This window comes from Rhodoferax sp. GW822-FHT02D07, assembly GCF_058802405.1.
On record NZ_JBXAOD010000002.1, the window covers coordinates 356084 to 378785 of the forward strand.

At 63.6% G+C, this 22702-nt stretch carries 20 protein-coding genes; 9 read left to right on the forward strand and 11 right to left on the reverse strand.

Going from position 1 to position 22702, the window contains the following annotated elements:
- Positions 1-69: 69 nt before the first annotated feature.
- The 7 genes from AC1RNN_RS06335 to AC1RNN_RS06365 form a co-directional block, all read right to left on the reverse strand.
- Positions 70-1530: an aldehyde dehydrogenase gene (locus tag AC1RNN_RS06335; RefSeq protein WP_493087681.1), complete on the reverse strand. Its 1461-nt coding sequence runs from the start codon at positions 1528-1530 to the stop codon at positions 70-72.
- 22 nt (positions 1531-1552) lie between these two features.
- Positions 1553-2407, reverse strand: a complete 855-nt coding sequence (locus AC1RNN_RS06340; protein WP_493087679.1) for an ABC transporter permease — start codon at positions 2405-2407, stop codon at positions 1553-1555.
- 10 nt (positions 2408-2417) lie between these two features.
- Positions 2418-3347: an ABC transporter permease gene (locus AC1RNN_RS06345; protein ID WP_493087678.1), complete on the reverse strand. Its 930-nt coding sequence runs from the start codon at positions 3345-3347 to the stop codon at positions 2418-2420.
- Between the two features lie 11 nt (positions 3348-3358).
- Positions 3359-4459, reverse strand: a complete 1101-nt coding sequence (locus AC1RNN_RS06350; protein ID WP_493087676.1) for an ABC transporter ATP-binding protein — start codon at positions 4457-4459, stop codon at positions 3359-3361.
- 96 nt (positions 4460-4555) lie between these two features.
- On the reverse strand, positions 4556-5716 hold the full coding sequence (locus AC1RNN_RS06355; protein WP_493087674.1) for an extracellular solute-binding protein: 1161 nt from the start codon (positions 5714-5716) through the stop codon (positions 4556-4558).
- Between the two features lie 109 nt (positions 5717-5825).
- Positions 5826-7220 (reverse strand): aspartate aminotransferase family protein, encoded by a 1395-nt coding sequence (locus tag AC1RNN_RS06360; protein WP_493087672.1) that lies wholly within the window; start codon positions 7218-7220, stop codon positions 5826-5828.
- Between the two features lie 24 nt (positions 7221-7244).
- Entirely contained in the window at positions 7245-8612 is a 1368-nt protein-coding gene (locus tag AC1RNN_RS06365; RefSeq protein WP_493087670.1) for a glutamine synthetase family protein, read from the reverse strand.
- A gap of 165 nt (positions 8613-8777) precedes the next feature.
- Between AC1RNN_RS06365 and pdxR the strand changes: the two genes are divergently transcribed.
- On the forward strand, positions 8778-10268 hold the full coding sequence (gene pdxR, locus AC1RNN_RS06370; RefSeq protein ID WP_493087668.1) for a MocR-like pyridoxine biosynthesis transcription factor PdxR: 1491 nt from the start codon (positions 8778-8780) through the stop codon (positions 10266-10268).
- On the opposite strand, the gene AC1RNN_RS06375 is transcribed toward pdxR, so the two are convergent.
- Both AC1RNN_RS06375 and speB read right to left on the reverse strand, forming a co-directional pair.
- Positions 10244-11545 (reverse strand): NAD(P)/FAD-dependent oxidoreductase, encoded by a 1302-nt coding sequence (locus tag AC1RNN_RS06375; protein WP_493087666.1) that lies wholly within the window; start codon positions 11543-11545, stop codon positions 10244-10246. The genes pdxR and AC1RNN_RS06375 overlap by 25 nt on opposite strands.
- Before the next feature lie 11 nt (positions 11546-11556).
- Positions 11557-12477: an agmatinase gene (gene speB / locus AC1RNN_RS06380; protein ID WP_493087665.1), complete on the reverse strand. Its 921-nt coding sequence runs from the start codon at positions 12475-12477 to the stop codon at positions 11557-11559.
- A gap of 135 nt (positions 12478-12612) precedes the next feature.
- On the opposite strand from speB, the gene AC1RNN_RS06385 reads away from it, so the two are divergent.
- On the forward strand, positions 12613-13569 hold the full coding sequence (locus AC1RNN_RS06385) for a DMT family transporter (RefSeq protein WP_493087663.1): 957 nt from the start codon (positions 12613-12615) through the stop codon (positions 13567-13569).
- Here the strand turns inward: AC1RNN_RS06385 and rraA are convergent.
- A complete protein-coding gene (rraA, locus tag AC1RNN_RS06390; protein WP_493087661.1) occupies positions 13553-14074 on the reverse strand; it encodes a ribonuclease E activity regulator RraA in 522 nt (173 codons plus the stop codon). The two genes, AC1RNN_RS06385 and rraA, sit on opposite strands and share 17 nt — an antisense overlap.
- Between rraA and AC1RNN_RS06395 the strand changes: the two genes are divergently transcribed.
- From AC1RNN_RS06395 to AC1RNN_RS06425, 7 genes are all read left to right on the forward strand, one after another.
- On the forward strand, positions 14073-14225 hold the full coding sequence (locus AC1RNN_RS06395; RefSeq protein ID WP_493087659.1) for a hypothetical protein: 153 nt from the start codon (positions 14073-14075) through the stop codon (positions 14223-14225). The two genes, rraA and AC1RNN_RS06395, sit on opposite strands and share 2 nt — an antisense overlap.
- A 26-nt stretch (positions 14226-14251) precedes the next feature.
- Positions 14252-14686, forward strand: a complete 435-nt coding sequence (locus AC1RNN_RS06400) for an SWIB/MDM2 domain-containing protein (protein WP_294769943.1) — start codon at positions 14252-14254, stop codon at positions 14684-14686.
- A 172-nt stretch (positions 14687-14858) separates the two neighbouring features.
- Positions 14859-15869: an ABC transporter permease subunit gene (locus tag AC1RNN_RS06405; protein WP_493087657.1), complete on the forward strand. Its 1011-nt coding sequence runs from the start codon at positions 14859-14861 to the stop codon at positions 15867-15869.
- The gene (locus tag AC1RNN_RS06410; RefSeq protein ID WP_493087655.1) at positions 15869-16768 is read left to right on the forward strand and encodes an ABC transporter permease subunit; all 900 of its coding nucleotides are present in this window, start codon (positions 15869-15871) and stop codon (positions 16766-16768) included. Before AC1RNN_RS06405 ends, AC1RNN_RS06410 begins: the two co-directional genes overlap by 1 nt.
- A 21-nt stretch (positions 16769-16789) precedes the next feature.
- Complete coding sequence (locus AC1RNN_RS06415; RefSeq protein ID WP_493087653.1) at positions 16790-17767, forward strand: ABC transporter ATP-binding protein; 978 nt, start codon at positions 16790-16792, stop codon at positions 17765-17767.
- On the forward strand, positions 17764-18750 hold the full coding sequence (locus tag AC1RNN_RS06420; RefSeq protein WP_493087651.1) for a dipeptide ABC transporter ATP-binding protein: 987 nt from the start codon (positions 17764-17766) through the stop codon (positions 18748-18750). Before AC1RNN_RS06415 ends, AC1RNN_RS06420 begins: the two co-directional genes overlap by 4 nt.
- A 29-nt stretch (positions 18751-18779) precedes the next feature.
- Positions 18780-20411: an ABC transporter substrate-binding protein gene (locus tag AC1RNN_RS06425; RefSeq protein WP_493087649.1), complete on the forward strand. Its 1632-nt coding sequence runs from the start codon at positions 18780-18782 to the stop codon at positions 20409-20411.
- A 122-nt stretch (positions 20412-20533) separates the two neighbouring features.
- Here the strand turns inward: AC1RNN_RS06425 and AC1RNN_RS06430 are convergent, their stop codons facing one another.
- The gene (locus AC1RNN_RS06430; RefSeq protein ID WP_493087648.1) at positions 20534-22681 is read right to left on the reverse strand and encodes a flavin monoamine oxidase family protein; all 2148 of its coding nucleotides are present in this window, start codon (positions 22679-22681) and stop codon (positions 20534-20536) included.
- Positions 22682-22702: the final 21 nt, after the last annotated feature.

Genomic DNA, 22702 nt, shown 5'->3' on the forward strand with positions numbered 1-22702 from the left:
CCCGTGGAATGTGCGCGAGAAGCTATGAAATAAGTAGCAAAACTGCTGCCGGTGCAGCACGGCTCCGGCTCACACCGGGCTGTCGATGCGCACCCAGGTGGTTTTGGTTTCGGTGTATTTGTCGAAAGCGTGCAGGGACTTGTCGCGCCCTACCCCGCTTTGCTTGAAGCCGCCAAAGGGGACGGTGATGTCGTCCTCGTCGTACTGGTTCACATGCACGGTACCCGCACGCAGCGCGCGCGCCACGCCATGGGCCTTGTTGATGTCACGCGTCCAGACGCCAGCCTGCAGGCCGTAGGCGCTGTCGTTGGCGATGCGCACCGCCTCGGCCGTGTCGGTGAAGGACAGCACGGACAGCACCGGGCCAAAGATTTCTTCGCGCGCAATCGTCATGTCGGGACGCACGCCGTCGAAGATGGTGGGCTGCACATAGCAGCCACCACTCTCGGCCAGCGCCTGTTCGCCGCCGGCCAGCAGCTTGGCGCCCTCGGCGCGGCCGCTCTCGATATAGCGCAGCACGGTGGCCATCTGGGTCTGGTCGACCACGGCACCCATGATGGTCTCGGGCAGCGTGGGGTTGGCTGGTGCATAGGCGGGCACCAGGGCCAGCGCTTTTTCCAGAAAGCGCTCCTTGATGCCGGCCTCGACCAACAGGCGTGAGGGCGCGTTGCAGCTCTCGCCCTGGTTGAAGAAGATGCTGCCCACAGCGGCCTCCACGGCCTTGTCCAGGTCCGGGCAGTCCGCAAACACGATATTGGGCGACTTGCCACCCAGCTCGGTCCAGGCGCGCTTGAGGTTGCTCTGCCCGGCCATCACATGGATCTGCTTGCCCACGCGCGTGGAGCCGGTGAAGGCGATGCAGTCCACATCCATGTGCAGGGCCAGCGGCGAGCCGGCCTCGGCACCAAAGCCCGGCAGCACGTTGAAGACGCCGGCGGGGATGCCCGCCTCCAGCGCCAGATCGGCCAGGCGCAACGCCGTGAGTGGCGATTTCTCGCTGGGCTTGAGCACCACGCTGTTGCCAGCGGCCAGGGCTGGCGCGATCTTCCAGGCCGCCATGATCATGGGGTAGTTCCAGGGCACGATGACGCCCACCACGCCCACCGGCTCGCGCGTGATGAGGGCCAACGCCGTCTCGGCCGTGGGTGCAATCTCATCGTAGACCTTGTCCACCGCCTCGCCATACCAGCGGATGCAGTTGGCCGCGCTGTTCACGTCCACCGCGCGCGCGTACTTCACGGGCTTGCCCATGTCCAGCGTCTCGGTCAACGCCAGGGCGTCTGCGTTTTCCAGCAGCAGGTCGGCAAAGCGGATCATCACGCGTTTGCGCTGTGCGGGCGGCAGACCGCGCCAGCGCTTGTCCTCGAAGGCGGCACGGGCGGCGGCCACAGCGCGGTCCACATCGGCCGCGCCGCACTGCGCTACCTCAGTCAACACTTGGCCGTCCACCGGCGAGACGCAGGCAAAGCGTGCGCCGCTGTGCGCATCCACACGCTTGCCATCAATCAGGGCCCGTCCATCGAACTGCATGTCTCGCTCCTCTTGTGTGTATTTATCGTGCGGCCACGGGCTCCACCCGCGCCGCAGCGGCGATCTCGCGCTCGCGCTTGCGCGTCTGGCGCGCCACCCATACGCTGTAGCTGATGATGACGATAGTTACCGTAGTGATGAGCAGCGTGGCAGCGGCGTAGATGGTGGGATTGATGCCGCGACGCGCGTAGCCGAAGATGACCTGGGGCAGCGTGCTCACGCCGGGGCCGGACAGGAACTCGGAAATCACCACGTCATCGAACGACAGCGTGAACGAGAGCAGGAAAGCCGCCAGAATGCCCTGCGCGATATTGGGCAGCGTGACCAGGAAGAACACCTCGTAGGGCTTGGCGCCCAGGTCCATGGCAGCCTCTTCCAGCGAGCGGTTCACCTCCAGCAGGCGCGACTGCACCACCACCATGCCGTAGGCCATGCCCAGCAGCGTGTGGCCCAGGATGATGGTGAGCATGCCGCGTTCGGGCCAGCCGAGCAGGTTCTGCGCGCCCACCATGAGCAGCAGCAGCGACAGGCCGATCACCACCTCGGGCATCACCAGCGGCGCATTGACCATGCCGGAGAACACGGTGCGTCCCAGGAAGCGCCGGTAGCGTACCAGCACAAAGGCCGCGAAGGTACCCAGCACGGCCGATAGCACGCCGGTGATGGCAGCCACCTGTAGCGAGAGCCAGAAGCCTTCGACGATCTTGGTGTCACGCGTGAGCGCCTCGTACCAGCGCAGCGAGAAGCCGGTGAAGTTGGCGTCCTGGCGCGTGCTGTTGAAAGAGAACACCACCATGAACAGCAGCGGTGTGTAGAGAAACAGGTAGACCAGCAGCATCCAGCCCTTGCCGAAGTGCTTGTGCAATGCATTCTTCATGGGGGTGCCCTTACTTCTTGCCAGCACCGTCTTGCGACTCGCCGGTGTAGTGGTAGTAGATGGCCAGCGGCACGATGATGAGCGCGATCATGACCACGGCCAGCGCAGTGGCGCGCGGCCAGTTGTTGCTGGTGAACATCTCGTCCCAAACCACGCGGCCAATCATGATGTTCTCCGGTCCGCCCAACAGCGAGGGAATCACGAACTCGCCAACAGCCGGAATGAACACCAGCATGAAACCGGCCACGATGCCCGCCTTGGAGAGCGGCACGGTGATGAGCCAGAAGGCCTTGAAGGGTGTGGTGCCCAGGTCGTAGGCAGCTTCCAGCAGGCGGAAGTCCATTTTCACCAGATTGGCGTAGAGCGGCAGTACCATGAAGGGCAGATACACATAGGTCATGCCCACCAGCATGGAGACATTGGTGTAGAGCATCTGCACTGGCTCGCTGGTCAGCCCCAGCGCCATGAGCAATTGATTGACAACGCCCTGGTCGGCCAGGATGCCCTTCCAGGCGTAGACGCGCAGCAGGAACGAGGTCCAGAACGGCAGCATCACCATCATCAGCAGCGCAGGCCGCACACTGGGGGCGGAACGCGCAATGAAGTAGGCAAAGGGATAGCCGATGAGCAGGCACAGCACGGCGGTGCACAGCGCATACCAGATCGAACGCAGGTAGGCTTCGATGTAGATGGTCTGAAACAGCGCGCCGTCCTCCGTGCTGCGGAAGATGGACCAGTAGTTCTCGTACTTGAGCTTGAGCAGGCCGGTGGCGGTGTCCCAAATCGGCTTGAAGGGGCTGATGTCGTTGCCCATGTCCACAAAGCTGATGTAGAACAGGATCAGGAAGGGCAACAGAAAGAAAACCAGCAGCCAGGTGTAGGGCACGCCGATGACGAAACGGCGGCCGGGCATGGACAGTGAAAGAGGAAGGGATCGCATGGCGGTCGTCCTCAGTCGCGCAGCACCACGGCCGCGCGATCACCCCACCAGAAATACACCTGGTCATCCCAGGTGATGTCGGTCAGGTCCTGGCGCGAGGTGTTGGCCTCGGTGATCTTCACGCGGGTGCCGTCTGTGGCCACCACGATGAAGGTGTTGTAGGAGCCGAAGTAGGCAATCTCCTTGACCTTGCCGGTGAAGACGTTGTGGTCGACAGGCGGGCGAGTCTTGCTGATTTCGATCTTCTCGGGGCGCACCGCAATGCCCACGGGCATATTGAGCGTGCCGCTCACGCCATGGCCCACGCGCACCTCGCCAATACCGGTGATGGCGGCGCAATGGTCCACCTCGTCCACGCTGAGGCGGCCCTCGAACATGTTCACATTGCCGATGAAGTCGGCCACAAAGCGGTTGGCCGGGTGCTCATAGACCTCTTCGGGTGTACCGACCTGCAATACACGCCCCTTGCTCATGACAGCGATGCGGCTGGCCATGGTCATGGCCTCTTCCTGGTCATGCGTCACCATCACGCAGGTCACGCCGACCTTTTCGATGATGTTGACCAGCTCAAACTGGGTTTGCTCGCGCAGCTTCTTGTCCAGCGCACCCAAGGGTTCGTCCAGCAACAGGAGCTTGGGCCGTTTGGCCAGGCTGCGTGCCAGCGCCACGCGCTGCTGCTGCCCGCCGGAGAGCTGGTGCGGCTTGCGCTTGGCGTAGGCGCCCAGCTGCACCAGGTCCAGCATCTCGCCCACGCGCTGCTTGATCTCGTCCTTGGGCAGGCCCTCGCGCTTGAGACCAAAAGCCACGTTCTCCCAGATGTCCAGGTGCGGAAACAGCGCATAGCTCTGGAACATCATGTTGATGGGGCGCTGATAGGGCGGCAGATTCGCCACGTCCTGACCGCCCAGCAGAATGCGGCCCGAGGTCGGCGACTCGAAGCCGGCCAGCATGCGCAACAAGGTGGACTTGCCGCAACCGGAACTGCCCAGCAGCGCAAAAATTTCGCCCTGCGCGATGGAGAGGGACACCTCGTCCACAGCCACCGCCTCGTCAAAGCGCTTGACGAGCTTCTCCGTGACCAAATACCCGACCTTGTCCGCTTGCATTGCCATGGTGAGAGAACCCTTGAACTTGTCTCAGAAACAAAAAGGGCTGTTCATACAGTCCGTACAAACAGCCCTCGCTGGTAGGCCTAGGCCTGCAGAGGCTTACTTGCCTTTCTTGAACGCATTGAATGCGTTGGCCATGCCTTCACGCGCTTCGTTGGTGAAGCTGCTGGGCGGGATCATCTTGCTGAAGTAGTCGGCTTCCACAAAGATTGACTTGTTACCGGCAATTTCAGGCTTGATCTTGTCAACTGCCGCCTTGTTGCCTGTGTTGTAGTTCATCTCGTTGGTCATCTGGGCGGCGTTTTCAGCGCGCAGATAGAAGTCGATGAAGGCCAAGGCGTTGTTCGGGTGCTTGGCGTCCTTGGTCAGCGCGATGGAGTCGATGAAGATCAGCGCGCCGGTGCTGGGCAGCAGGGCTTCAATCACGTCCTTGGAGCCGTTTTCCTTGGCGCGGCCGGCAGCGATGTTGATGTCGCCAGCCCAGCCGATCACGGCGCAGGCCTTGCCGCCTGCCACGTCGTCGATCATGGTGGAGCTGAACAGGCGCACGTCCTTGCGCACCTTGGCCATCATCGCAGCGGCCTCCTTGTAGTCAGCCGCGTTGTTGGAGTAGGCGTCCTTGCCGATGTAGTGCAGAGCCACAGGCAGGATTTCGGTGGGCGAATCCAGATAGGCGATACCGCAGGACTTGAGCTTGGCGGTGTACTTGGGGTTGAACACCAGGTCCCACGCGTTCTCGGGCATGGGCATGCCGCCCAGGGCCTTCTCAACCTTGGTCTTGTTGATGCCCACGGTGGTGAAGCTCCAGGCCCATGGCACCAGGAACTTGTTGTCCGGGTCGGCCTTGGTCATGGTGGACATCAGGGCGGGGTCCAGATTGGCCAGGTTCTTGACCTTGGACTTGTCCAGGGGCTGCAGCAGGCCGCCTTCGATCTGGCCCTTGGCGAACACGGTGCCGGGCACCACAATGTCATAGCCGGTGTTGCCAGCGACCAGCTTGGCGTGCAGGGCTTCGTTGGTTTCGAAGGTGTCGTAATTCACCTTGATGCCGGTTTCCTTTTCGAACGCGGCGACCATGCCCTCTGGAATGTAGTCGGGCCAGTTGTAAATATTGAGCACCTTTTCTTCGGTGTTCGCAGGCGCAGCAGGCGCACTGGCAACCGGTGCCGCTGCGGGGGCCGCAGCAGGCGCTTCTTCTTTCTTACCGCAAGCAGCCAAAGCCACTGCTGTCAGCGCAAAAGACCAGAGGATTTTGTTCATGGCGGGTGAATCTCCAATAAAAGAGCGTTGGGTTAGGGACAGTCAAATGCTTAAAAACTATAAGCAAATTTCAGACCAAAAATGATTATAGGAGCGCAAAAGCGCCTATTCACACCAAACCGCGTGCCTTCAGGTCCCTATGGGTCAAATCCAGCGCCTGACGGATCAGACGCATCATCTCGTCAATGTCGGAGCGGGTCATCACCAGTGGTGGCGCAATGATCATCCGGTCGCCCACGGCCCGCATGATGAGCCCGTTGCCAAAGCAGTGGCCACGGCAGACCATGCCCACCGCATACTCCTCGCGGAAACGCTCCTTGGTCGCCTTGTTCTTGACCAGCACCAAGCCGCCCACGAAACCGCAGGTTTCGGCCTGACCCACCAGCGGGTGCTCGTTGAGCTCGGCATAGCGCTGGGCAAAGTAGGCCCCCGTCTCACCGCGCACCTTTTGGGGGAGCTGCTCTGCCTCCATGAGGTCCAGATTGGCCAGCGCCACGGCACAAGCCACGGGGTGGCCGCTGTAGGTGTAGCCGTGGTTGAACTCGCCGCCCTGCTCTATCAACACCTTGGCCACGCGGTCGCCCACCATGACACCGCCCAGGGGGATGTAGCCGCTGGTTACCGCCTTGGCAAAGGTCACCAGATCGGGCTTATAGCCAAACTTCTCGTAGGCAAACCAATGGCCCAGGCGGCCAAAGGCGCAGATCACCTCGTCGCTGATGAGCAGGATGCCGTACTTGTCGACAATGCGCTGGATTTCTGGCCAGTAGGTGGCCGGTGGGATGATCACACCGCCCGCACCCTGCACCGGCTCGGCGATGAAGGCGGCCACCTTGTCCGGCCCCACGGCCAGGATTTTTTCCTCCAGCCAGCCGGCTGCGCGTATGCCGAACTCTTCGGCTGTCTCCCCGGGCTTACCGTTCTCGTAAAAGTAGGGCTGCTCGATGTGCGTGATGTTGGGGATGGGCAAGTCGCCCTGCGCGTGCATGCCGGACATGCCGCCCAACGAAGCGCCGGCCATGGTGCTGCCGTGGTAGGCGTTGTGGCGGCTGATGATGACCTTGCGCTGCGGCTGGCCCAGCAGGTCCCAATAACGGCGCACCATGCGCACATTGGAATCATTGCTCTCGCTGCCGCTGCTCGAATAGAACACATGCTGGAAGCTGCGTCCGCCCACGGTGGGCGCCAGCCCGGCCAGGCGCGTGGCCAGCTGCACGGCCGGCACATTGGTGGTCTGGAAGAAGCTGTTGTAGTAGGGCAGCGTCATCATCTGGCGCTGCGCCGCATCGGCCAGGGCCTGGCGGCCATAGCCGACGTTGACACACCAGAGGCCGCTCATGGCGTCCAGGATTTGCTTGCCCTCCGAATCCCAGACATAGATGCCCTCGGCGCGCGTGATCACGCGCGCGCCCCGGCCGGACAGGTCCTTGAAGTCGGTAAAGGGATGCAGAAAATGGGCGCTGTCCAGGGACTGGATCAGAGCGGTGTCAACAACAGTGTTCATGGCGGCTCAGGTCGTTGGAGTGGCTTACACGTGCAGCAACAGGTGCTCACGCTCCCAGGGAGAAATCACTTTCATGAACTCGTCGAACTCGAGTTCCTTGATCTCGGAGTACACGGTGATGAATTCTTTGCCCAGCACCTCATGCAGATCGGTTTCCTTGCGCAGCCAGTCCAGCGCTTCGCCCAAGCTGCGCGGCAATGCGTAGGGAGAAAGGTAAGCGTCACCGCGCATCTCGGGCTTGGGCTTGATCTTATTCTTCAGGCCCAGGTAGCCGCAGGCCAGCGTCATGGCCATGGCCACATAGGGGTTGGCGTCGGCACCGATCACGCGGTTTTCCACGCGGCGCGCGGCTGGCGCCGAGATGGGCGAGCGGATGCCCACAGTGCGGTTGTCATAGCCCCACTCGATATTGATGGGCGCGGCCGTGTTGCGCGAAAGGCGGCGGTAGCTGTTCACATAGGGCGCCACCAGCACCATGGCGGCCGGGATGTAGCGCTGCAGGCCGCCGATGTAGTGCATGAAAGCCTCGGAGGGCGTGCCATCCTCGTTGCTGAATACGTTCTTGCCACTGGCGATGTCGATCAGGCTCTGGTGCACATGCATGGCACTGCCGGGCTCGCCCGCAATCGGCTTGGCCATGAAGGTCGCATACATATCGTGGCGCAGCGCGGCCTCGCGCACCGTGCGCTTGAAGAAGAACACTTCGTCGGCCAGACCCAGGGGCTTGTTGTGGAAGAAGTTGATCTCCATCTGCCCGGCACCGACCTCGTGGATCAGCGTGTCCACATTGAGCTCCATCTTGTCGGAGTAGTCGTAGATCTCCTCGAACAGCGGATCGAACTCGTTCACAGCGTCGATGCTGTAGGCTTGGCGCGAGGTCTCGGCGCGGCCGCTGCGGCCGATGGGCGCACGCAGCAGGGTGTTGGGGTCAGTATTGCGCGCCGTCAGGTAAAACTCCAGCTCCGGCGCGACGATGGGCTGTAGGCCCTCGGCCGCGAAAAGATCGCAGACCCGGCGCAGCACGCTACGCGGTGCAAAGGGGACGAGTTTGCCTTCGTGGTCAAAGCAGTCGTGGATCACCTGGGCGGTGGGGTCGGTGGCCCAGGGCACGATGCGCACCGACGAGGGGTCGGGACGCAGCTGCATGTCCTTGTCGGTGGGGTCCACCACGTCGTAGTAGGGGCCACTCTCGGGGAACTCGCCGGTCACCCCCATAGCGACGATGGCCTGGGGCAGGCGCATGCCGCGGTCTTCGGTGAACTTGCCGCGCGGCAGGATCTTGCCGCGGGCCACCCCCGTCAAGTCGGGCACCAAGCACTCCACCTCGGTCACCCGGCGTTCATTCAGCCATTGCTCCAAATCATTGAAGCTCATTGTTTTGTTCTCGCTCATCACGATCTCCTTGCGACACACCACCCAGAGGGTCTGGAATGGAGCCAAAGCCACTGTAGCAGTGCGCGCTTCGTTAAAACCATTCTGCTGCACAATTGGCAGAAAAATAGAGCCATTTGGCAAAACCTGATGGTGCCACTTTAACCACATCACCAAAGCCCCTCCATGCTCTGTGAATGGCTGCTTGCCGATATGCATCAGGGTGCGACCAGCACCGCCCTGCCCCTGCACCGCCAGCTCTATGAAAGCCTGCGCCGCGCCATCCTGCAAGGCCACCTGAGCGGCGGCGACCGCCTGCCTTCCAGCCGCGAACTCACGCAGGACCTGGAGCTCTCGCGCAATACCGTCATGACTGCGCTCAACCAGCTCAGCGCCGAGGGCTATCTGGTCAGCCGCGTGGGCAGCGGTACCTATGTCAACGACCAGCTGCCTAGCCCGCGCCGGCGCAGCAGCCGCGCGGCCAACGCAGGGGCGCGGCTGTCGCGGCGCGGCCAGGCGCTGGCCACACAGTTCACCTCGGCCGCGCTGGAGATACAGCCCTTCACGCCGGGCGTGGCCGACTTCAGCGCCTTTCCGGTCGCGCTCTGGCAACGTCTGCAGAACAAGCACTGGCGCATGAGTCACCCCGACATGCTGGACTACTGCTATTCGGGCGGCCACGCCCCGCTGCGCCGCGCCGTGGCCGACTACCTGCGCATCTCGCGCAGCGTGCCGCTGGACGTGGATCAGGTCATCATCACCAGCGGCACCCAGCAATCGCTGGAACTCTGCGCCCAGCTGCTGGCCGACCATGGCGACACCGTCTGGCTCGAAGACCCGGCCTACTGGGGCGCCGTCAAGGCCTTTATGGCGACCGGCCTGCGCACCCATGGCGTGCTGGTCGACGCCGACGGCATGGCCCCCACCGCCACCGATGAGCGCCACCCGCCACGCCTGATCTACACCACGCCCTCGCACCAGTACCCCACCGGCGCCGTGATGTCACTGGCGCGCCGCCAGCAGCTGCTGGCCCTGGCGCAGAAGCACCAGGCCTGGGTGCTGGAGGACGACTACGACAGCGAGTTCCGATTCAGCGGCCCGCCCATGTCCTCGCTGGCCGGCCTGGCGCCCGACGAGCGCGTGCTCTACCTGGGCTCCTTCTCCAAGGTGCTCTACCCAGGCCTCAAGCTCGGCTACCTGGTGGTACCCAAGGCGCTGGCACCGGCATTTCGCCAAGCCCACTACGACCTCAACCGCCCCGGTCAATTGCCGCTGCAGGCCGCGCTGGCCGAGTTCATTGCGCTGGGCCACTTTGCCAGCGCACTGCGCAAGGCGCGCCACAGCTATGCGCAGCGGCGCCAACAGTTGCTGGACGCATTGCAGCCCTGCCTGGGCCCGCAGGCCCAGATCAGCGGTGCCGAACAGGGCCTGCACCTGTGCCTGCGCCTGCCCGCCACGGTGGATGACCAGGCGCTTGCGCTGCGCATTGCGCAAAAGGGACTGACCGTGCGCGCGCTTTCGGCCTACTGCCTGCAGCGCAGCGACGCACGCGGCCTGGTGATCGGCTACGGCTACGCAACGCTGCACGACATCGCGCAGTGGGGGCCGGTACTGGCCACCGTAGTGAAGAAGGAGTTGGGCTCCAAACCGGGTTACAGCACGTCGCGCAAGCGGTGATACAGCATGCCCAGCACCAGGCTGGGCGTGCGCAGCCAGGGTCCACCCGGAAACGGCCGATGCTGCAGGCGCGCAAACAGGTCAAAGCGTTCGGCCTGACCGGCAATCGCCTGGGCCGCCAGCTCGCCAGCCAGCCCGGTGAGCGCCACGCCATGGCCGCTGAAGCCCTGCAGGTAATAGAGGTTGGCGCCAAGGCGGCCGAAATCGGGCGCGCGGTTCATGCTGATGTCCACAAAACCACCCCAGACATAGTCCACGCGCGTGTGCTGCAAGGCAGGAAAGATGCTGGCCATGCGCCGCGCCATGCGTGCCTGCAGCCCGCTGGGCGTGCGCGTGGAATAGCTCACACGCCCGCCAAACAGCAGGCGCTGGTCGGCGCTGCAGCGGAAATAGTCCAGCACAAAGTTGTTGTCGCAGACCGCCGCCCCCGAAGGAATCAGCGACTGGCACACGGCCTCGGACAACGGTTCGGTGCCGATGATGTAGGTGCCTACGGGCATGGTGCGCGGCGCAAGCTCGGGGGCCACGCGCGGGCCGTACTCGGGCAACATGCAGTTGCCAGCCAGCACACCGAAGCGCGCGCGCACGGAGCCTTGCGCCGTGCGCGCCCACAGCGGCTCGCCGCGCTCCAGTGCGGTCACGGCCGAATGCTCGAACACTTGCACGCCCAGCGCCTGCGCCGCACGCAACAGGCCCAGGCCGTACTTGAGCGGGTGCAGATGGCCGGAGGTGTTCTCCACCGCCGCAGCGCAGTAGCGCGTGCTGCCGATGTGCTGGCCCACCTCGGCGCCAGAGTAGAAGGCCGATTCAAAACCATAGCGTGTGCGCAAGGCCGCTGTCTCCGCTTCGAGCGCGCGCGCCTTGCGCGCCGAATCGGCCACCGTCATGTAGCCCTTGTGCAAGTCGCAATCGATGGCAAACGTACGCACGCGCTGCTCCAGCAGTGCCACCGCGTCCAGCGACATGTCCCAAACCTGACGCGCTGCGTCCAGGCCCAGTTGCGCCTCAAACGGCCCCTGACCGCTGGCCACCCCCACAATGAACTGCCCGCCATTGCGTCCCGACGCGCCGCTGCAGACCCGGTCGGCCTCCAGCAGCGCCACGCGGTAACCGCGCTGCGCCATCGCAATCGCCGCCGACAGGCCCGCAAATCCACCGCCCACCACCAGCACATCGGTCTCGATATCGCCCTGCAAAGCCGGCAGCGCGGGCGGGCGCTGCACGCTGGCCTCGTAGTAGCTATTGCGGTTGAGCTGGGTGTCGGACTGCAGCAGCATGGTGCCTCCGCTCAGACTTGGCGCTTGGCGACCTGCGAGGCCAGGTAGGTCCAGACAAAGGTGGCCGCTGCGTTGCTGGTGAGCTCGGCGTGGTCATAGGCCGGGGCCACTTCCACACAGTCCATGCCCACAAAGTTGAGGTCTGCCAGGTCTTCTAGCAGGGTCAACACCTGCGAGCTGCTCATGCCACCGGGCTCGGGCGTGCCGGTGCCGGGCGCAAAGGCCGGGTCCAGGCAGTCGATGTCCAGCGTCAGATAGCAGAGCTGCTGGCCAATGCGCGCACGGATCTGCTGCACCACGTCCTGCAGGCCCGCGCCGTCGCGGCCACGCAGTGAACGCGCGGTAAAGATCAGGCCGCCCTGGTCCTGCACATACTCGCGCGCCGCGCGCGTGCCGCTGGAGCGCAGGCCGATCTGGACCGTCTGGCTGGGCACCACCAGGCCTTCCTGCAGCGCCTCGTAGGTCCAGGTGCCGTGGCCCGAGGCCTCGCCAAAGTGGTCTTCCCAGGTGTCGCAGTGCGCGTCGAAGTGGATCAGCGCCACCGGCCCGTGCTGCGCATGCAGCGCGCGCAAGAGCGGCAGCGTGACCGAGTGGTCGCCCCCCAGAAACACGCAGTGATGACGCGCCATGAGAGCCGCCGCCTGGGCCTGGATGGACTCCCGCACCTGTGGCAGCGCGCCCGCATTGGGTAGACGCAGATCGCCCGCATCACCCAGTACCTCCAGCGGCGAGACACCAAACACCGGGTGCAGGCCGTCGCAGAGCATGAGCGAGGCGCGGCGGATTTCCTGCGGGCCAAAGCGCGCGCCGGGGCGATTCGTCACCGCGCCGTCAAACGGAATGCCGGCCAGCGCAAAGGGCTGGGCCTGCAGGGGGTGGCTGGCCAGAAAACGATTGCTGTTGTTGGCGTAGGCAAATTCTCCAATGGCCATAGGGTCCTCGTAGCGTGAAAACGGATTGGCACGCACGTTAACGCAAAACCGGCGCCGCAATGGAGCCACTTGGCAACTGGTTCATGGGGACGCATGGTGTAGGCTTGCCGCTTTGCCCTGACTACCGCGCCACGCATGCCCCACTCCACTTCCGCCCCGAACCGCCTGCTCGCCTACTTCTTCCTGGCCCTGAGCATGGCGCTGGTGGGCAGCTATGTCGCTCTCTCCAAACCCCTGGTCGCCGCCCTGCCCGTGTTCCTGCTGGCCTGGCTGCGCTTTGGCATTGGCGGCCTGGCCATGCTGCACTGGCTCAAGCGCCCGGCGGGCGAGCCTGCCATGACGCCGCACACCAAGGCGCTGGTGTTTCTGGAGTCGCTCTTGGGCAACTTCCTGTTTTCCATCTGCATGCTGTTTGGCGTGAGCATGACCAGCGCTGTCTCGGCTGGCGTCATCATGGCCACCATTCCGGCCGTGGTCGCGCTCATGAGCTGGATCTTCCTGCGCGAGCGCATCGGCCTGCGCACCTGGCTGGCCGTGGCCTGCGGTGCGCTGGGCATTGGCTTGCTTGCGCTATCAAAACAGGAGCTATCCGCGCACACGTCATCGGGGCCAGAAGGCGATTTGGCACATAACAAGGCACTACTGGGCAATCTGCTGGTGTTTGGCGCCGTGGTCTGTGAGGCAGCCTATGCCGTCATCGGCAAGAAGCTCACCGGCGCGCTTTCACCCAAGCGCATCACGGCGCTCATCAACTTCTGGGGCTTTGTGCTGATGACCCCCATGGGCGCATACGCGGCCTGGCATTTCAACTTTGCCGGCGTGGCCACGGGCTCCTGGGTGCTGCTGGTGTTCTATGCGCTGGCCGCCAGCGTGTGGACCGTGTGGCTGTGGATGACGGGCCTCAAGACCGTGCCCGCCGCGCGCGCAGGAGTATTCACCGTGATGCTGCCGATCTCTGCAGCGCTGGTCGGCGTGCTGGTACTGGGCGAGAGCCTGAGTGGCATGCAGCTCCTCGCCTTCGGCATTGCGCTTGTGGGCGTGGTGCTCGCCACCCTGCCCTCACGCAACGGCAGTTCTACAGCAGCGCACTAGCCGACACGACGATGCCGTCTTCATCGGCATAGAGCCAGTCGCCGGGGCGCACCCACACGCCCTGCACCTGCACGGCCACACCGGCCTGGCCTTCATTGCGCTTTTCGGTGGGCATGGGCATGGCAGCCAGCGCGCGTATGCCTACGGCCTGGGTCGCCAGCTCGGCGGTATCGCGCACGCAACCGTCAATCACCACACCAGCCCAGCCATTGCGCGCCGCAGCGGCGCCCAGGTTGCCGCCCAGCAAGGCCTTGCGCAGCGAAGCACCGCCGTCGACCACCAGCACCTGGGCCACCTGGCCGGCGGGCGTGTCTATCCATCCCTGTGAATCCACGGCTGCCTTCACCAGCGTGTTGTCCTCGAAACACTTCACCGTGACCACCGGGCCGGCGAACTTTTGCACCGCGCCAAAGTCGCGAAACGCCGGGGGCAGCACCCGGAAATTGCCGCTGGTGTCGGCCTTGTGGGCATCGCAAAGATCACAGGTGGCAAAGGCAATCGGCATGAAAGAGGCTCCAGAACAAGACACAGAGCCATTCTCCAATGAAAAAAACAACATCCCAGAGGGAAAAATGCAGTTTCTCCCTTGGAAACGCGCTTTTTTGCCATTAGCATCCGCAATACCAGTGAAGAAGCAGTTTTTTGCTGGCGATTAATCAATCTTCTAGAAGGACAATCAATCATGGCAACTGCGAAAAAAGCACCGGCAAAAAAAGCCGCTCCCGCAAAAAAGGCGGCTCCTGCTAAGAAGGCAGCCGCTCCCGCGAAGAAAGCCGCCGTGAAGGCAGCACCCGCAAAGAAGGCGGCCCCCGCCAAGAAAGCCGCTCCCGCCAAAAAGGTAGCAGCCAAGAAGGCCCCCGCCAAGAAGCGCACCGTGAACGCCGCGTTCATGAAGGCCCTGACCCCCAGCTCCGCACTGGCTGCTGTGGTGGGCGCAGCCGCTCTGCCCCGCACCGAAGTGGTGAGCAAGCTGTGGACGTACATCAAGAAGAACAAGCTGCAAGACGCCGTCAACAAGCGCATGATCAACGCCGACGCCAAGCTGAAGGAAGTCTTCGGCAAGGCCCAAGTGTCCATGTTCGAGATGGCTGGCCTGATCGGCAAGCACCTCAAGTAATCACCAATAGCGTGATTCAAAAAGGCCGGTACACTCCGGCCTTTTTTTATTGGCACTCTGTTTGCTTGTCTCCTGGGTGACTGGTGTCTGACCCCATAAGGGAAAGTCGCTAGTTGTTATTGGTGTTGATCACGGTTCAACACCATCCTACATGCCTAGAATCCACCCCCTCATGCTGAGATTCCTCTTTACCCGACTGAGCCTCATCATCCCGACTTTCTTCGGAATGACGTTGCTTGCCTTCTTCCTCATCCGCCTGGTTCCGGGCGATCCCATCGAAACCCTCGCAGGTGAACGCGGCATCGATGCCGCACGCCACGCCGCCCTGCTCAAGGAATACGGGCTGGACCAGCCGGTCATGGTGCAGTACGGCATCTACATCGGCAAGGTGCTGCAAGGCGACCTGGGCCGTTCCATCGTGACACGCGAATCCGTGCTCAGCGAGTTCGGCACCCTTTTCCCCGCCACCATCGAGCTCGCACTCTGCGCCATCCTGTTTGCGCTGCTGCTGGGCATACCGGCCGGCATCATCGCGGCCGTCAAACGCAACTCCTTTCTCGACCATGGGGTCATGGGCGTGTCGCTCACCGGCTACTCCATGCCCATCTTCTGGTGGGGCCTGCTGCTGATCCTGCTGTTCTCGGTGCAACTGGGACTGACACCGGTTTCGGGTCGCATTGCCGTGCAGTACTTCATAGAACCGACCACGGGCTTTCTCCTGATAGACACGCTACTGTCCGAGGACAAAAGTGCGTTCTGGTCGGCGCTGTCGCACCTGATCCTGCCCACTATCGTGCTGGGCACCAACCCGCTGGCGGTGATTGCGCGCATGACCCGCTCCGCCATGCTCGAAGTCATGGGCGAGGACTACATCCGCACCGCCAAAGCCAAGGGCCTGACCGGCCTGCGCGTGGTGGCGGTGCATGCGCTACGCAATGCGCTGATCCCCGTCATCACCGTCATCGGCCTGCAGATCGGCGTGCTGTTCACCGGTGCCATCCTGACCGAGACCATCTTCTCCTGGCCCGGTGTGGGCAAGTGGCTGATTGAAGCCATCAGCCGACGTGACTACCCGGTCCTGCAAGGTGGCATGCTGCTGCTGGGCGTGGTCGTCATGACCGTCAATCTGCTGGTGGACATCACCTACGGCATCATCAACCCGCGCATCCGCCACCAAAAGTAATGTCTACTTCGACTCTCAACGCACCGGTGGCGAGCGCTCCGTCCCACCCCCTGCAGGAATTCTGGCGCTACTTCAAGGGCAACAAGGGCGCGCTGGCCGGCCTGGCCATCGTCATCGCCGTGCTGCTCATGGCGCTGTTTGCACCCTGGCTCGCGCCCTACCCGCCCGACCTGACCAACAACAACGCCTTCCTCAAGCCCCCGGCCTGGCAGGCGGGCGGCTCCAGCGCCTACCTGCTGGGCACCGATGCCATCGGCCGCGACATCCTTTCGCGCCTGATGCACGGCGCGCGACTCTCGCTGGTCATCGGCATTGCCGTGGTCTCGCTCTCCGTCGTGGCCGGCACCGTGCTGGGCCTGGTGGCGGGCTACTTCAAGGGCATGCTGGAAATCGCCATCATGCGCGCCATGGACATCATCCTGACGCTGCCCAGCCTGCTGCTGGCCATCGTGATCGTGGCCATTCTGGGCCCGGGCCTGGTCAACGCCATGCTGGCCGTGGCCATCGTGGTGCTGCCGCACTATGTGCGCATCACGCGCGCTGCCGTGATTGCCGAGACCTCACGCGACTACGTGACGGCCGCGCGCATGACCGGCGCCGGCCATCTGCGCCTGATGTTCCACGAGGTGCTGCCCAACTGCACCGCGCCGCTCATCGTGCAGGCCTCGCTGGGCATTTCCACCGCCATTCTGGACGCGGCCGCGCTGGGCTTTCTGGGCCTGGGCGCGCAACCACCCTCACCCGAATGGGGCACCATGCTGGCCGATGCACGCGAGTTCGTGCTGCGCGCCTGGTGGGTCGTGACCTTCCCAGGTCTGGCCATTTTGATCACGGTGCTGGCGTTCAACTTGCTTGGTGATGGACTGCGCGATGCGCTGGACCCCAAGCTCAAGCGCTAAGACCAACAGAGAACAACGCCCATGGCATTGCTAGAAATTGAAAACCTCTCCGTAGAGTTCCCGTCGCACAACGGCGTGATGCATGCGGTGCAGGATGTCAGCCTCTCACTTGAGGCTGGAGAAGTACTGGGTGTGGTCGGCGAGTCCGGCTCCGGAAAGAGCGTCACCATGATGGCGCTCATGGGCCTGGTGGCTTTTCCGGGCCGCGTACAGGCCAAGACCCTGCGTTTTGACGGACACGACCTGCTGGGACTGAGCGAGCGCGAACGCCGCCGCTTCACCGGCAAGGACATGTCCATGATTTTTCAGGACCCCACCACCAGCCTCAACCCCTGTTTCACCGTGGGCTACCAGCTCGCCGAAACGCTGAAGCTGCACCTGGGCCTGGACCGCAAGGCCGCGCACAAGCGCTCCATCGAGCTGCTCGAGCAAGTCGGCATCCCCGCTGCGGAGAGCCGCCTCAAGGTGTATCCGCACCAGCTCTCGGGCGGCATGAGCCAACGCGTGATGATCGCCATGGCGATTGCCTGCAACCCCAAGCTGCTGATTGCCGATGAGCCCACCACGGCGCTCGACGTGACCATTCAGGCGCAGATCTTGGACCTGCTCAAGAGCCTGCAAAAAGACCGCGGCATGGCCCTGGTGCTCATCACCCACAACATGGGTGTGGTGTCCGACATGGCCCAGCGCGTGGCAGTGATGTACGCCGGCCAGGTGATGGAAGAGCGCACCGCCGAGTCGCTGTTCGCCGCGCCGGCCCACCCCTACACCGAGGCCCTGCTCTCGGCCATGCCCGAGCGCAGCCTGCACCAGAGCCGCCTCAACACCATCCCTGGCATGGTGCCCGGCCTGCATGACCGCCCCAGCGGCTGTCTGTTCAGCCCGCGCTGCAGCCACGCGCGCCAAGGCAGCTGCGAGCAGCGCCCCAGCCTTACGCCCTGGAAGGGCGGCAGCGTGCGCTGCCACTTTGCCCTGGGCCAACAGGAGGTTGCAGCATGAGCACCCCCACGACAAACACCACCGTGGTCGAAGCCAAGGAACTGCGGCAGGTCTACACCATTCGCCGCGGCTTCATGCGCGCGCCCGACAAGCTCCAAGCCGTCTCTGGCGTGTCCTTCAGCGTGCAGGCCGGCCGCACCCTGGCTGTCGTGGGTGAGTCGGGTTGCGGCAAGTCCACACTGGCACGCATGGTTTCGCTCATTGAGTCGCCCACGGCTGGCGGCCTGCAGCTCACCGGCGTGGATGCCACCGACCCCAAACACAAGGCCGCGCTACGCCAAAAGGTACAGCTGGTGTTCCAGAACCCCTACGGTTCGCTGAACCCACGCAAGCGTATCGGCCAGATCCTGGAAGCGCCGCTGGAGATCAACACCGATCTCAACGCCGCCCAGCGCCAGGAAAAAGCCCGTGCCATGTTGGCCAAAGTCGGCCTGCGCCCCGAGCACTACGACCGCTACCCGCACATGTTCTCCGGTGGTCAACGCCAGCGCATTGCGATTGCACGCGCGCTGATGCTGGACCCGGCGCTGGTAGTGGCCGACGAGCCGGTCTCCGCGCTGGACGTTTCCATCCAGGCCCAGGTGCTCAACCTGCTGGCCGATCTGCAAAACGAGCTGGGCCTGGCCTACCTCTTCATCTCGCACGACCTGGGTGTGGTGCGCCACATCGCGCACGACGTGATGGTGATGTACCTGGGCCAGGTGGTGGAGCAAGGCGACAAGAGCACGCTGTTCGAGCAGCCGCTGCACCCCTACACCCAGGCGCTGATGGCATCCACCCCCGGCATGCATGCCAAGGGCCCGCGCATCATGCTCAAGGGCGAGTTGCCCTCGCCCCTTAACCCGCCTGCGGGATGTGTGTTTTCGACACGCTGCCCGCATGCCAATGCACGGTGCCATACTGAGCGCCCTGCGTTGCAAACTTTGGCTGGCAGGCAAGTTGCTTGTCACGAAGCTTCGCGTTTTAGTCAACCCGCTGCATAGGCAGCATCAACCCCAGAGGAGTCACTCCCATGAACCTGAACCTGAAGAAGGCCACGGCCACACGTCGCACCAAAAGTGCGTTGTTGTGCGCACTGGCACTGCCCGCTGCTCTGGCCCTTTCGCCGGTAGCCGCCAAGACCCTGGTGTACTGCTCGGAAGGCAGCCCCGAAAACTTCTACCCCGGTGTGAACACCACGGGTACGTCGTTTGACGTGACTGAACAGATCTATGACAACCTCGTGCACTTCGAGCGTGGCGGCACCAAGGTCGAGCCCTCGCTGGCTGAGAGCTGGACCATCTCCAAGGACGGCCTGGAGTACACCTTCAAGCTGCGCAAGGGCGTGAAGTTCCAGTCCAACAAGAACTTCAAGCCCAGCCGTGACTTCAACGCCGACGACGTGCTCTTCATGTTCGAACGCCAGTGGAAGGAAAACGACCCCTACTACCGCGTGACCAGCCCCAACCACGCCTACTTCGGCGACATGGGCATGCCCAAGCTGCTCAAGTCCGTGGACAAGGTCGACGAGTACACCGTCAAGATCGTGCTGAACCAGCCCGAAGCGCCCTTCCTGGCCAACCTGGCCATGCAGTTCGCCGGCATCCAGTCCAAGGAATACGCGATCGCCATGCTGAAGGCTGGCACGCCCGAAAAGATCGACCAGGACCCCCTGGGCACTGGCGCCTACCAGGTGGTGCAGTACCAGAAGGACTCCATCATCCGCTTCAAGGCCAACCCCCAGTACTGGGCCGGCAAGGCCAAGATCGATGACCTGATCTTCTCCATCACCCCCGACGCGTCTGTGCGCTGGGCCAAGCTGCAAAAGGGTGAATGCCATGTCATGCCCTACCCCAACCCCGCTGACCTCGACGCCATCCGCAAGGACCCCAACGTCACCGTCATGGAACAGCCCGGCTTGAACATCGGCTACCTGGCCTACAACACGACCAAGAAGCCCTTTGACGACGTGCGCGTGCGCAAGGCCATCAACATGGCCATCGACAAGAAGGCCATCGTGTCTGCCGTGTACCTGAGCACAGGTGTGGCCGCTGTCAACCCGATCCCCCCGGGCCAGTGGTCTTACAACAAGGCCCTGAAGGACGACGCCTACAACCCCGCTGAGGCCAAGAAGCTGCTGGCCGCCGCCGGCTACCCCAACGGCTTCAGCACCGACCTGTGGGCCATGCCCGTACAGCGTCCCTACAACCCCAACGCCAAGCGCATTGCAGAACTGATGCAAGCCGACTTGGCCAAGGTGGGCGTGACCGCCGAAATCAAGAGCTTTGAATGGGGCGAGTACCGCAAGCGCATGCAGATGGGCGAGCACCAGATGGGCATGCTGGGCTGGACCGGTGACAACGGAGACCCGGACAACTTCCTGAACACCCTGCTGGGTTGCAGCTCGGCCAAGCAAAACGGCTCCAACGTGGCCAAGTTCTGCTACCAGCCGTTTGAAGACCTGGTGCAGAAGGCCAAGGTCGTGTCCAACCCTGCCGAACGCACCAAGCTGTACGAAAAGGCCCAAGTGATCTTCAAGGAGCAAGCTCCCTGGTTCACCATCGCCCACGCCGTGCAGCTCAAGCCCGTGCGCAAGGAAGTTGTGGACTTCAAGCTGAGCCCCTTCGGCCGCCACACCTTCTACGGCGTGGACATCAAGCAGTAATTCTGCCCCGCAAGACGCAAAAAGGGCCGGTACACACCGGCCCTTTTTTTATGCCATTTCGACCTGTAGCCCCCCGCAAAATATGCGCGAGAAGCTACCAATTTAATAGCATAGGCTGAATGTCAGAGCGGATCTTGCGGAGTCGGGTAACCCGTGATCTCCGCCAGCGCCGGGTAGCCGGCCACCGCAAACGAGGCCAGGCGCCCGCCCATGACGGCCCCCTCTACACTGCCCACGTTCAGGCCGGTGTAGATCCAGTCGCCCGCCAGTGTGAGGTTGGCAAAGCCGCTGCCCCAGGCCTTGAGGCGCGCCGCCGTGCTACCCGGGGGCGAAGTCACGTAGCTCTCGGTGGGGTCGATATTGGCGCGCCAGAACTGCTGGTTGAAACGCTGCACGCCTATACCCGGGTGCACCGGGTCCGCATGCAGCAGGCTGAAGTCCAGGCCCATGGGGTCACCCGGCGGGTTGACGACATTGGTGGTCGACAGGGGTAGCAGCGGGCCCATGCTGGCCTGCAAATATTGCACGCACTGCGCCTGCACGCGCGCTTTGGCGCGCGCCGGGTAGCCCGTATCGCTGAACGGGGGCGGCGCCTCGTAATCGGCCATGGCGCCGCTGAAGTACCACAGCGATTTGGGCGCCGAGTCCTGGGGCCAGTCTTCCCACTTGAGCAAGTGCGTGAAGTCCACCTGCCCATCCAGCGGGTTCAAGTAGGTGGCACCAATCACGGTGTCGGTAGGGTTCTGGAACGGGATGTCCCAACCCAGCTCCGTGGTCGTGCGATTCAGCCAGAGCTGCATGGTCTGGGTCTGCACCGTGGTCACCTTCTCCACCATGGTGCGCCATGCCGGCTTGGCCTCCAGCAGCTCCCGGCAGAGGTAAGGCACGGCACCAATCGAAATGGCGAAGACGATCTCGTCAAAGCCCTCGCCCGCGCGCAGCGTGCGCTGGGCCACCGGTTGCCAGCCGTTCCAGTAGGACTCCAGGTCCACCCGGTCCTTGCGCAGCGCCTCGCCCTGCTCGATCTGGTCGTAGTGCGGCACACCCGGCCAGGCCGGCAAGCCCTTGACCACGATGAGCGGGTCGTAGGGCCGCGTCTTGTCCTTGAGCGTGGCCTGCACGCCAAAGTGCACCGCCTCCACGCGCGTCTGGTCCGCGCTGAGCTCCAGCGATTCGACCTTGTGGAAGAACTCGAACTTCACACCGCGCTTGCGCAACACCTCAAAGAGCGGCGCAATGACGGTCTCGCCCGTGCCGGCCTCGAACAACCAGGCAAACGCGCCCTCGTAGGCAAAGCTGCGCAACGTCCAGTGCAGGTAGCAGCCCGCGCCCATCAAGGCCGTACGCGTCGTGTCGCCCTTGGGATATTGGTAAGACAGGTTCACCGTATTGAGTGCCATGGGGCTGGACGCCACCATGACCGAGGCGCCGTGGCGAATCAGCCAGTCGCTGAAGTTCTCCTCGTCCAGCCGGTCAAAGCCCTTGGTGGCCACCTCGTCCTGGATGCAGCCGCGCACGATGGCGAGCAGGAACTCGGCCACGATGAGCAAGCGGCGCAGTTCGGTGTTGTCCTTCACCAGGGTTTCCGCCGCGTTGCGTACCCAGTCCCAGGCCGCGTCCAGCGCCTTCCAGAGTACCGAGTCCACACCGTGCAGCGCGACCGACTCCGACTTGAGCACAGCCACCACGCCCTTGACCAGCGTACGCCCCAGCGCCCATTCGGCAGACTTGACGATGCCCAGGTGGTCATAGGCAAACGCATGGTGGTCCAGCAGCGCATCCAGCACATCGGCCGTCGCCGCGATCCAGTGCTCTACCTTCTGCAGCTTGGCCGTGGTTTCCGGGGTACCCGGCACCAGCGCATTGCGCGGCGAGGTAAAGGGCCAGCGGGTCATCTTGCCGTCGATGTATTCCCACATGAGCACAAAGCTCTCGGGCTTGAAGGCCTCGTCAAAGGTCGCCAGCGGCTGGCCCGGCGCGCGGCCCAAGGCCTCGTAGCAGCGGCGCATGACGGGCAGCGCGTTGTAGTAGCTGCCCAGAAAACCGTGGATGCCGTGCTCCTCGATGCGCTTGTGCTCGCCGCGCGCAGTGGCGCACTTGCCCCCAAGGCGCCAGCCCATCTGGTAGAGCGTGATGTCCAGCGACTGCTCCCAGCCGGGCTGGCTGGTCAGTTCAAACGCGGTGGTCAGTGCGGAGAGGCCGCCGCCCAGAATGGCCACCTTGCGGGGCCGGGCGGGAGCGGTGGAGGTGTCAGGGATGGCAGTGGGCACAGCAAACTTTCATGACAGTGC